Annotated in this window: 12 protein-coding genes; all 12 read right to left on the bottom strand. The window is 30.1% G+C overall.

From position 1 onward, the window contains the following. Positions 1-5: 5 nt before the first annotated feature. Entirely contained in the window at positions 6-821 is an 816-nt protein-coding gene (gene fdhD / locus ABDX67_RS04515) for a formate dehydrogenase accessory sulfurtransferase FdhD (RefSeq protein ID WP_347173783.1), read from the bottom strand. After that, positions 808-3,522 (bottom strand): formate dehydrogenase subunit alpha, encoded by a 2,715-nt coding sequence (fdhF, locus tag ABDX67_RS04510; RefSeq protein WP_347173782.1) that lies wholly within the window; start codon positions 3,520-3,522, stop codon positions 808-810. Before fdhF ends, fdhD begins: the two co-directional genes overlap by 14 nt. Before the next feature lie 4 nt (positions 3,523-3,526). Further along, complete coding sequence (locus ABDX67_RS04505) at positions 3,527-5,152, bottom strand: NADH-ubiquinone oxidoreductase-F iron-sulfur binding region domain-containing protein (RefSeq protein ID WP_347173781.1); 1,626 nt, start codon at positions 5,150-5,152, stop codon at positions 3,527-3,529. 277 nt (positions 5,153-5,429) lie between these two features. Further along, complete coding sequence (locus tag ABDX67_RS04500) at positions 5,430-6,608, bottom strand: class I SAM-dependent methyltransferase (RefSeq protein ID WP_347173780.1); 1,179 nt, start codon at positions 6,606-6,608, stop codon at positions 5,430-5,432. 11 nt (positions 6,609-6,619) lie between these two features. Beyond that, the gene (locus ABDX67_RS04495; RefSeq protein ID WP_347173779.1) at positions 6,620-7,702 is read right to left on the bottom strand and encodes an AI-2E family transporter; all 1,083 of its coding nucleotides are present in this window, start codon (positions 7,700-7,702) and stop codon (positions 6,620-6,622) included. 16 nt (positions 7,703-7,718) lie between these two features. Beyond that, positions 7,719-8,996: a hypothetical protein gene (locus ABDX67_RS04490; RefSeq protein WP_347173778.1), complete on the bottom strand. Its 1,278-nt coding sequence runs from the start codon at positions 8,994-8,996 to the stop codon at positions 7,719-7,721. A gap of 34 nt (positions 8,997-9,030) precedes the next feature. Continuing rightward, positions 9,031-9,690 (bottom strand): pyridoxamine 5'-phosphate oxidase family protein, encoded by a 660-nt coding sequence (locus tag ABDX67_RS04485; protein WP_347173777.1) that lies wholly within the window; start codon positions 9,688-9,690, stop codon positions 9,031-9,033. Between the two features lie 2 nt (positions 9,691-9,692). Next, a complete protein-coding gene (locus ABDX67_RS04480; RefSeq protein WP_347173776.1) occupies positions 9,693-10,259 on the bottom strand; it encodes a GNAT family N-acetyltransferase in 567 nt (188 codons plus the stop codon). Further along, positions 10,222-10,695, bottom strand: a complete 474-nt coding sequence (locus ABDX67_RS04475) for a GNAT family N-acetyltransferase (protein WP_347173775.1) — start codon at positions 10,693-10,695, stop codon at positions 10,222-10,224. Before ABDX67_RS04475 ends, ABDX67_RS04480 begins: the two co-directional genes overlap by 38 nt. 10 nt (positions 10,696-10,705) lie before the next feature. Beyond that, a complete protein-coding gene (locus tag ABDX67_RS04470; protein ID WP_347173774.1) occupies positions 10,706-10,945 on the bottom strand; it encodes a DUF1272 domain-containing protein in 240 nt (79 codons plus the stop codon). Beyond that, positions 10,945-11,463 (bottom strand): DinB family protein, encoded by a 519-nt coding sequence (locus ABDX67_RS04465; protein ID WP_347173773.1) that lies wholly within the window; start codon positions 11,461-11,463, stop codon positions 10,945-10,947. Before ABDX67_RS04465 ends, ABDX67_RS04470 begins: the two co-directional genes overlap by 1 nt. Beyond that, on the bottom strand, positions 11,460-11,963 hold the full coding sequence (locus ABDX67_RS04460; RefSeq protein ID WP_347173772.1) for a GNAT family N-acetyltransferase: 504 nt from the start codon (positions 11,961-11,963) through the stop codon (positions 11,460-11,462). Before ABDX67_RS04460 ends, ABDX67_RS04465 begins: the two co-directional genes overlap by 4 nt. Between the last annotated feature and the right edge of the window lie 57 nt (positions 11,964-12,020).

The raw sequence follows: 12,020 nt of genomic DNA, 5'->3' as shown, positions 1-12,020 counted from the left end.
TAAAATTAGATGACTTTTGTTGGATTTGCATAAATAGTCATTTTATTTGTTCTGCTAAAACCTATCAGACAAATTCCAAATTCTTTTGCATAATCAATTGCTAAACTAGAGCATGCAGAAACAGCAACGATAATTCCGATTTTAGCAAAAAATGCTTTAGAAACTATTTCGTAAGAAACCCGACCACTTACTAACATGCAATAAGCTTTTGTCAATTTTTTAGTTTGAATTAAATCACCAACAACTTTATCAACAGCATTATGACGACCGATATCTTCTTTTATAGAAAGAATTTCATAATTTTTATCAAAAACTGCAGCAGCATGACTTCCACCAGTATGTTTAAAAGTTTCTTGTAAAGAAGCCATTTTTTTAGACATTGCTTCAATTTTATCCGAAGAAAATACTTGCTTACTTTTTAATGCCTGACCTTTTAATTCGATGTCGTCTAATTCTTGTTTCCCACAGATTCCACAAGAAGAAACAGACAATAAAGTTCGTTTATTCAAATAGCCTTTGCCTAGTTTTTCTTTTGGAATATTGAGGTTTATGATAGAAAAACCATTGCTTTCTTCTTTGATATTTTCAAAAAGTAAATTCTCTTTTCCTTTATAAATATCTTCTGCGTACAATAAACCTCTTATCAGCTCAAAATCATTTCCAGGTGTTCTCATAACAACTGTATATGATTTGTTATTAATGTTGATTTGTAACGCAGCTTCCACAACAATTCCGTCAGAAACTTTTTGTTGTTTTTCGTTTGAAACTAGAATGCCGTCGTAGGTAAAAAACGATCTATTTTTTAAATTATATTGGCTCAAAATCTACGGCTACAACTTTATATTCAGGAGTCATGGTTTCTTGATCTCCAACACTTCCAGTAACAATATTGATAAACACTTCTGGTTGATGAAACGTTGTTCTTAATACTCCACGTTTAACATCTTTAGAATATTTAACAGCAATGTTTACACTTCCTCGATCTGAGAAAATACGAACCATTTCATTGTCTTTAATTCCTTTTTTGATAGCATCTTTTGGATTCACTTCCAAAACATCTTTTGCCAATATTTTTTGGTTATCAGTTCTACGTGTCATCGTTCCTGAATTGTAATGCTCTAATTCTCTTCCTGTTGTTAATATAAAAGGGAATTTCTGTCCGTGAGATACAATTTCAGGAGATTCTTCAAAATCAAAATGATGGAAAGTTCCGATTCCTTTTTTAAATGCGCCATTAATGTGTAACATTTTTGTATCGGTTCCATCTTCTTTAATTGGCCATTGCAATCCGTTTTCTCCCAATCTATCCCAAGATAATCCTTTCATAAACGGAATTACATCAGCAATTTCTTCGATTACTTTTGCGGCATCATAAGTTAAACCTGTTGGTTGATCGTAACCTAAACGACTCATCATATCAATAATAATTTGTCCATCTGGTTTTGTATTCCCAATTGGTTCGATTACTTTATTTACACGTTGCATTCTTCTTTCTCCGTTTGTAAACGTTCCATTTTTTTCAAAATAAGAAGATGCAGGTAAAACAACATCAGCCATTTCAGAAGTTGCTGTCATAAATAATTCTTGCACAACAATCAGTTCTAAATTTTGAAAAGCTTTGATACTGTGATTTGTATTTGGGTCGGTCATTATCGTATCTTCTCCCATAATATACAAGGCCTTAAGTTTTCCATCAATCGCTGCATCTAGCATTTCAGGTATTTTTAAACCATTTGTAGTTGGCATTTTTTCAATACCATATTTATCTGCATAATATTGTTGAATATCTAACTTGGTAACATCTAAATAACCAGCTCCTTGATGTGGTTGAACTCCCATATCTGCGGCACCTTGCACGTTATTTTGACCGCGAAGTGGATTTAATCCAACACCACTTCTACCAATATTTCCAGTCATCATTGCTAAGTTAGAAAGTAGCATTACTGTTTTACTTCCCTGAAAATGCTCAGTCACTCCTAATCCGTGAAACTCCATAGCTCTTTCTGCTTTTGCATAAGCGTGAGCAGCGTTACGAACCAATTCTTTGTCAACTCCAGTTAAGACAGAAAGTTCATCCATGTTTAAGTTTTCAACATGAGATTTAAATTCTTCGTATTTCTCTGTAAATGAAGTGATAAAATTGTTGTCAACCAAATTATCTTTTACAATATAATGTGCCATCATGTTTAAAATAGCTACATTAGTTCCTGGTCTAATTTGTAAATGAAAGTCTGCTAAATCTGCTAAAGTAGTTTTAATTGGATCTACCACAATTGAGGTAACTCCTTTCATAAAAGCTTGTTTTATTTTTGCTCCTGTAACTGGATGACCTTTAATTGGATTTGCTCCAAACATAAAAATTGCATCGGCTTGTTTTAAATCTTCAACAGAATTTGTTGCGGCTCCAGTTCCGAAAGCTTGTTGCATACCCCAAGCAGTAGGAGCGTGGCAAACACGTGCACAGCCATCAATATTATTGGTTCCAACAGCTACACGAATCATTTTTTGCATTAAATAATTTTCTTCGTTGGTTGCTCTTGATGATGAAAGTCCTGCAATAGCATCTGCTCCATATTTGTTTTTGATTTCAATCATTTTTGATGCGATAAAATCATACGCTTCATCCCAAGTTACTTCTTCAAACGTGCCATTTTTCTTAATCATCGGTTCGCGTAAACGATCTGGGTGATTATAAAATTCAAAGGCAAATCGGCCTTTTAAACAAGTATGTCCTTCATTTACTTCAGCAGTTTCTGGAGCTTGAATTCCTTTGATTTTTCCATCAATTACAGAAACTTCTAACTGACAACCAACACCACAATACGTACACGTTGTTCTAACCGTTTCATCTGCAATTAAGGTTTTGGTTTCGTATTTATCGGTTAGTGCTTCAGTTGGACAAGTTTGTACACAAGCACCACAAGAAACACAAGCAGATTCGTCAAAAGAAGTATCGAATCCCTTAATAATATTAGTTGCAAAGCCACGACCAGACATTCCTAAAATCATTTCACCTTGAATTTCCTCACAAGCTCTTACACAACGAAAACAATTAATACATTGTGATAAATCTGATTTTATATATGGATGAGATCTGTCTTTTTCAATGTCTAAATGATTTGAACCTTCTGGATATCGTACATTTGGAATTCCGATTTGAGCAATTGTTTCTTGAAACGGAGTTGCTTTTTTATTTTCTGGTGGAAAAACTTTATCAGAAGGATAATCTGTTAACACTAATTCAACGATATTTTTACGAAGACGTTTCATTTTATCAGTATTGTGATAAATGTACAAACCTTCTCCAACAGGTGTATGACAAGAAGCCATTGTTCTAGTTGGCCCATCTTTTTCACGCGCAACTTCTACAGAACAAACTCTACATGAACCAAAATTTTCTAGCCGATCATCTTGACACATTGTCGGAATTGCTTCTTTATTACTTTCAATTCTTCTTACAAACTCTAATATAGTTTCTCCAGAATTAAACTCGTAACCAATATTATTTATAAATGCTTTCATATTCCTAGTTGTTTGTAAAATATCCTTTTAATTCATCCTGAAAATACTGCAATGCGTTTTTTACAGGCAACGGAATTCCACCACCCAAAGCACATAAAGAACCAATTTCTAAGGTTTCTAATAAATCATCAAACAAAACCTTGTCTATTTTATAATCAGAAGTTTGTGCTTTTTGTAGCATTTCCATTCCTCTGTGAGAACCAATTCTACACGGATAACATTTTCCGCAAGATTCATCTGCAGTAAATTCCATTAAATGTTCTAAAAATTTAATCATAGGAAAATCAACTGGAATCGACACAAAACTTGCGTGACCTAATAAAAATCCGTTGGTATTTAACGATTCAAAATCTAAAGTTAACTCTTTAATTTTATGCATCGGTACAATTCCGCCAAGCGGTCCACCAATTTGCAATCCTTTTACTTCGGATTTAAATCCGCCACCAAACTCATCAAAAATAGTTTGTAAAGGCGTTCCCATTTCTATTTCATACATTCCTGGCGTGTTGAAAAAAGAATCTAAAGAAACCAATTTTGTTCCTGTAGATTGTCCTTTTCCTAAAGCAGCATATTTATCACCACCATTTTCTAAAATCCAATGAATATTAGCAAAGGTTTCTACATTACTCAAAACCGTTGGTTTTCCGTACAATCCATATTGTGCTGGATACGGTGGGCGAACACGAACTTCTGGTCGTAAGCCTTCAATAGAATTTAATAAAGCTGTTTCTTCTCCACAAACATAAGAACCTTGTCCGCGAATAATTTTAAATCTAAAATCACCAATTAAATTTTTGTCTTTAATTTCTTGTATTGCATCATCAACAATTCTAATTGAATCAGGATATTCTCCACGGATGTATAAAACACCAGTATTTGCACCAACTGTTAATCCAGCCATATACATTCCGAACAAGACTTTATGCGGTTGATGTTCCATTAAATACATATCAGAATACGCTCCTGGATCTCCTTCATCTGCATTACAAACAATATACTTCTGTTTATTATCTTCTTTGATGACAGCGTCTAATTTGAACCAAAACGGAAAACCTGCGCCACCTCGACCTCTTAAATTTGAAGTTTTTAATTGTTGAATAACATTTTGAGAATTTTCTTTATGTTTTTCAGCTAATTGATAAAAAGCAGCAACATCATCTATTTTTGAAGTTAAAATAGGCGTTGTATTTGCAGCTACTTTATAATCATTTATTTGATATTCTTTATTCTTTATAATGTTATCTACTTCTTCAGCAGATGATGCATTATAAGTTTTATCATCATACATAAATGCATTGTTGGTATGACATCTACCAACACAAGCCGCATGACCAATTTGGTCAGAACTAAAATGTGATTCTAAATTTTTGTTTAGATCGTTTTGAGAACTCGCAACCATACAAGCAGTTCCAGAGCAAACATGTACTTTTTTGTTCTTATTGGTTTCTCTTGTAAAATCGTAAAAAGTACTTGTTCCTAAAACTACAGAATCATCAACCATAAAGTGTTTTGCAAGTTGTTGCAATTCTTCTTTAGAGTTTTCTTTTTGTGATGCTTTTGCGATGTTTTCAAATAGATTTTCTTCTAATTCTTTTCTAGATGATAATGTTCTAATATTTTTATTTGCCATGCTTCGTTTTATAAAAGTCTAAATTTAATAAAATATTACAACTAAGAAGAATCCTAAACTACTTTTTGTGTAGTTTTTTTATTGAATTGATGGAAATAAAAAAAGCCTTGAAAAAATTCAAGGCTTTCAGTATGTTTTATACCCCTAAAAATAAAACATACCGTTTATTATAAATTATGAAGAACATAATCTGTTGCAAATATAACGAATAAACTTACTGAATATTTGCAAGTTGCTTATTTTGAGAGAAAAGCATTTTTTTTTTGACGAAATATTGTTAAAAAACTTGTGAACAAATCAACACTTTTAAACTTTCATTTTTTAAAGTTGTAAAAAATAAATATTGAGAACCACCATCCAAAATTTTTGTTTTTTTTCTGATTTGAGCAACAGTTTCAGGAAAATTTCTGGTAGTTATATTTGCTTTATTTTCTTTTAAATATTTTTTAATCTCTTTTTTATTGTACTGACAATTATTCTCTAACAAAAAAATTCTTCCTGGGAATTCAATTAAATTATCTGAAGTGTATAAATGAGAATGTGGATGTAATTTTTCTAATTTAAATTGAGCGCTAATTTCGTGAAATCCACCAGATTTTAAAATGGCAGAATTGGGTTCATATACATATCTTTTTGGTTCAGAATATTTCGACAAATTATTTTTAAGATATTGAAAATCAAATTTTTGTATTGTGTTTTTAGTATAATTGATTGTTTTAATTTGAATACTTTCTTCATATTTTTTTTCTAATACAAACAGTAATTCTTTAACTTCATTTTGTATAGCTATAATATGAATTTCTTTTACAAAACGTAATTCTTCTATCGTTTTTGAAATGTCTAAAATCGGTGAATTCTTAATTAATATATTGCTAGATTTAGAAAATAACAAGTCTAAATTTTCAGGAACATTTGGTAAACAGTCTTTTAGTAAAAAAACCTTTTTTTGAACAGAGTCTCGTCTTGAAGGGTCAATATAAATCCAATCAAATTTTTCAGTAGTATTTTTTAAATAGTCAATTCCATCTCCAGAAATTAGCTCAATTCCCTCAATATTAAATTGTTGATAATTGTTGTTAACAACTGTTGATAAGTTAGTATCTAATTCACAATGAGTTACTTTTTTTAGTTTTTTAGAAAAATAATAAGCATCAACACCAAAACCACCAGTAATATCTATTAGTGAAACTCCTGTTATTATTGATGATTTGTACTTTGCCGTAACTTCTGATGATGTTTGTTCTATGTTAATTTTTGCAGGATAAAAGATGTTTTTTGTTTTGAACCAAGTTGGTAGTTTTTTCTCGCATTTTTTCTTAGAAACGATTTGAGTAGCCAATTCTTGAACAGAAACTGATTTAAACGGACTTCCTTTAAATAATAATTTAGAAATATCTGTATTTAAATGATCAGTAATAAATTGTTGTACGTCTGGATGTAGAATAGCTGGATTCAAAAAAGAGTATTTTAAATATCTTTTGTCAGTGATTTAACAATCTTATTATCTGCTAAAAATTCTTTTAAGATTACTTTTAACGCTGTATACATTGGTACAGCAGTAATCATTCCAACAACACCAAATAACAATCCGCCAATAATAATAATTAAGAAAATTTCTAACGGATGCGATTTTGTAGTTTTAGAAAATATAATTGGCTGACTAAAGAAATTATCTACTATTTGGGCGATAAAATAACCAATCATTACATACAAAGTAGTTGGCAATATTTCTGTTTGAAAATCTTGTCCTAAATTACTAGACATCGATAATAAGAACATTATTACTGCGCCAATCATTGGCCCGATGTACGGAATTAAATTTAATAGCGCACATAAAAAAGCAATTACAATTGCATTGTTAATACCAAAAATTAACAAGGTAATAGTATATAAAATAAACAGAATTGATATTTGTAACACCAATCCAATAAAGTATCTAGATAATAAATTGTTGATGATCTCTGTTGATTTTGAAAACTTATTTTCACTTCTTTTAGGTAAAATTGTAAGAATAGCATTCATTAACAACTGACTGTCTTTCATAAAGAAAAATGAAATAAATAATACTGAAAATAAGCCAACACTTAAAGTTCCTAAAGCGCTAGCAACAGAATTTAATAAATTAGGTATTGCTTGAAATCCAGATAAAAAATCAACATTTTTTAATTCAGATAATAAATTGATGTCTTTGGTTGCAAAATATCGATCTACTTGATTTATTACATCTTGTAAATTTTGTTGCAGTTTTTCTGTGTGTAATAATGATAAGCTTTCGCCTTGTTCTATAACTAACGGAATAAACATTCTAATAATTCCGACAAGTAAACTAACTAGAATTACCATGGTTGTAATTACTGCAATTGTATTTGGAAACTTTAATCTACGTTTTAAAAATCGAATTATTGGTCTAGCAATTAAGGAAATTACTGCTGCGATAATTACGTAAACAATTACAGACTGAATTAAATATAAGAAATAGAGTAGTAGTGTAATTCCTAAAATAATTGCAATAGCCCTTAAGATTCCGTTAGAAATGTTTTTTGAATTCATTTAGTAAATATAATAATTAATTATACGCTTTTACAGCTCCCATGCTCAATTTTCTTCCACCAGAAAAGGTATGATTTTTTGGTAATAATGTTCCAGATTCAGTTGTAAACCAATCATCCCAAGTTGCAGGAACTTGATCCATTTTCATGCTAGGAACTGTCATTAAATATTGTATTGGTAAAAAATCGTCATTTAAAATCCAAATATAAGAATCTCCAGGTGTAGATCCACCAGTTGTGTATTTTACTTTTAAAACTTCTTTTCCATCAACCTTTACGAGATTTCTAATTATTCCGTCTTCAAAAAGTTTGTGTGGAGCAACTAGCCAAAAACTATCATTATTAAACATTGATTCTGCTCTTTTAACGAGTTTTTCTTTGTCCTCTGTACTTTCTTTTTCATCGATAAATAATGTGCTCTTTTCTAAGTTGTTTGGATGTAAAAGCACTTTATTTTTATCCCAACTTACTTCTACAATATGTTCTTGTTTGTCCCATTTGTAGGATCTTCTTCCGCCAAAACTCCATTCTATGAAACGTGTGTTTTTATAGGCTTCATGTTTAATTGTATTAAGAATTTTATTCGCTAATGCGTCAGCTTTTGGATTTGATGCTTTTACATTTCCCATGTCTAAATCCATTCCAAATAAAATCATTTTGTGTTTTGTTGGCAATTGAAATCCTGCTTCAGTTTTTTTCCAATCGTTCCAAGAAGCTTCAATTCCGCCAATCGGAATAATGCTTGTCCACATTTTAAAACTTGTTGGAAATCCATTTTCATTTAAAATCCACAAGTAAGAATCTCCAGGCGTTGATCCGCCAGTTGTGTACGTTATTAACAATGCATCTTTGTCATTATGTTTTACAATACTTCTTTTAACTCCAGCGTCAAAAACTTTAAAAGGAGCAACTAGCCAAAAACTATCATTGTTAAAAAAACCTGTTGCTTGTTTTATTAATTGAGGGTTTTTGGTTTTTGTATTTGAAACAAACACTTCAGATTTTTCTGGTTGTTTTGTGTTTAAAACTACTTTATTATTCTTCCAAGAAACTTCAACAATGTTTTCAGTTTTATGCCATTTATAAAAATGTTTTCCTCTAAAACTCCATTCTAAAACTTCGGTGTTTCTATAAGCTTCATAATTTAAAGCCTTTGCCATTTTATTAGCTAAAGCTTCAGCTTTTTCACCTTTTACTCCGGTTGGTAAATTTTCATTCTTTGAAATATAAAAAATAGTACCAACAATAATAATCAGCGCCAATAATATTCCAATACCTTTTAAAACTTTTTTCATTTGATAGTAAATTTCTTAAAAGGCTAAATTACTATTATTTATTTGCTTTGTAATAATCTAAAACATGATTTGGTATTTCCATTTTTTGAGGCAAACCTTCATCGGCAATTGGATATTCAGCTACTTGTTTTATAGGTACGATTCCTGCCCAAATTGGCAATTGGTAATCTTCAGGTTCATCTGCAACTCCAACATCTCTAATTTTTGCGGATGCAGTTTCAATAGTGAATTCTACAACCAATGTTCTATCTAATTCTTTTTGATACATTGTTCTTAATGAATCCCAATGATTTGGGACCATTTGATCTACAATTAAACCAAGAATTTCTGTTTTTTCGGCATCGTTTTCAATCTTTTTTAAACTTCCAAAAAGTGTAGCTGATCTATAATTTACCGAATGATGTAAACCTGATCTTGCTAAAACTAATCCGTCTAAATGCATTACGGTTATTGACGTTTCTCCACTTTCTAAAATTGCTAACAGCATTCTGTTTGCTGTAGAGCCATGAATATAAACTTTGTTCTCTATTCTTGTATATGCCATCGGGATTGTAATTGGTTTTCCGTCGTAGATATATCCAACGTAACATAAAAAACCAGCATCTAAAATGGTATTTATTTTATCAACATCATAGGTTGCTCTTATTTGCCCACGCTTAACTCTGTTTAATTTTGATTTATTGTATTCTTTCATATTTATATTTCTTTTGAGAAAACTATATTATCATACTCTTTACCGTTTACTTTAAAACTTATCTCTCCTATATTTTTAAATTTATTCTTTTGGTAGAAACGAATTCCTCTTTCATTTTTGATATAAACCGAAAGCCACATTATAGTTGCATTGTATTCTTTTACTTTTTCTGTAATGTAATCAAGAAATGGTTGTCCAATTTTCACCGGAATAAAATCATTTAATATATAGATTCTTTCAAGCCGACAACTGTTGTTTTCAGTCTTCTCTTCAAAAGGTTTATTTAAAACAATTTTAGAATATCCAACAGGAAAATCATCTACATAAGCTATATGAAAAATATTGTTTTTATCTTCTAAATCTCCTAGTGTTTTCTTTATAGAGAATGCTTGTTTGCAATATTTTAGCAAATCTTTTTTGTTAGCTATAAAATGACCATGAGATTCTGTGTAGGTAACTCTACTTAGTAAAGAAAGATGAATAGTATCTGCTTTTGTAGCTTTTTTTATAGTTACCATTTTTTTAGAGATTTTAAAGTTCTTTTTCCATTTTAATATTTGCTCTTTCATAGAGCCCACTTTCTAATTCTATTTTAACAAAACCATATTTTTGATATAAATGAATTGCAGATTTTAAAATAGTATTAGAGTAAAGTATCAACTTTTTTATTTGTTTTTCTTTGGCGATATTTAAAGCATATTCTAATAAAATTGTACCAATTTTAAATCCTTGTGCTTTTTTTGTTACTGCCATTTTTCCAAGTTCAAAAATTGTATCAGTTTTTTTTAATAATGAAACAGTGCCAACTATTTCATTATTTAGTTTAGCGTAATAGATAAAGCCACCTTTATCAATAATTGTTGTTTTAGGATTAGAAAGCGAAATTTCATCTCCTTTTTCAACACAAAAATATTCTTCTAACCACTCATAATTAAGTGTCTTTATTGGTTCTTTGACCTTATTGGTAAACTTAATTATTTCTATTTTATTAGAATATTTTTCCATGATTGTAAGCTTATTTTATTTTTTTTGGTTTAAAAACTCGTTTTTCAGAAGCTGGATATTTCTCAATCATTTTAGCCGTTCTTATTGGTCTTTCAACAAAATTTCCTGAACAACTTGGGCACACATTTTTAAAAATTTCTAATGCACAAGTTTTACAATACGTACACTCAAAAGAGCAAATCATCGCTTCTTTAGAATTGCTAGGTAAATCTTTATTGCAATGCTCGCAATTTGGTCTAATTTCTAACATTATAAATAACGTTCTTTAATGATGTTAATATGCCAAACAGTATGTCCTAAAAGGATAAACCCACAAGCTCTTGCAGAAACTGGCGAGTCACTTGCAGTTCCTAAATGTTTTAAATTTTCATCAGAAATACTACTTACAAGGTTTAGAGAATACAATCTTGTTGTAATAAATTCATCTAATAAATTTGTCATAGATTTCTTGTTTGCTTCAGAAGGAACAACATAATCGTCTTGTTCATAACCAGATAATGGAGTATTGTCTTTTCTAGCAATTCTTAATAATCTGTACATAAAAATGCGTTCTGTATCAATAATGTGCTGAAACAATTCTTTGATGGTCCATTTTTCTGGTTGATAACGATATTCTAATTTGTCTTTAGATAAAGAAGAAAAGAAATCAACCACCATTTTTTTGTCTTTTTCTAAACCGTCAATCAATGTTGTTTCATCAGAAACTTGACTGATGTAAGTTTCGTAATACGGGTTGTATTCGTTTGGTTTTAAATCTGCTTTTGTCATAATTCTTTGTTTAATATGCTCATGTTATAAGTTGACCAATATAAATTATTAAATTTTATATTATCTTTTAGTAAACCTTCAATTTCAAATCCACATTTTTGATAACATTTTATGGCTTGTTTATTAAAATCGTAAACACCTAAATCAATTCTATGTAATTTCATTTTATTAAAACCTATATTAACCAATTCATCAATGATTTTTGTTCCATAACCTTTGTTTCTGTGTTCTTTTTCACCAATCAATACACTACAAATCCGTGCATTTCTACTTAATTTATTAATATTGCTAAAGTCTGCATGACCAATAATTTCATTTGTTGATTTATTAATCACTTTATATACAATTCTGTCTTTTGCTTTTAGATAATTTATTAGTTGTTTTTGTGTTAATGGGTACTTAAATCTTTCTGCACTAAAGATATACATTAGCTCTTCGGAATCTACCCAGTTTATCAATCTAGAAAAATCTTCTTCTTTAAAAGTTTCAAGTTTTATCATCTTTTCTTGTTATGTTGTTCAAAAATAATATATTTATGGATTGTTGTAAACGTCCAG

This window comes from Polaribacter uvawellassae (assembly GCF_039748955.1).
Lineage (GTDB): Bacteria > Bacteroidota > Bacteroidia > Flavobacteriales > Flavobacteriaceae > Polaribacter > Polaribacter uvawellassae.
Note: the sequence above shows the minus strand (reverse complement) of the source record. Positions and strands in the feature narration are given on the sequence as shown.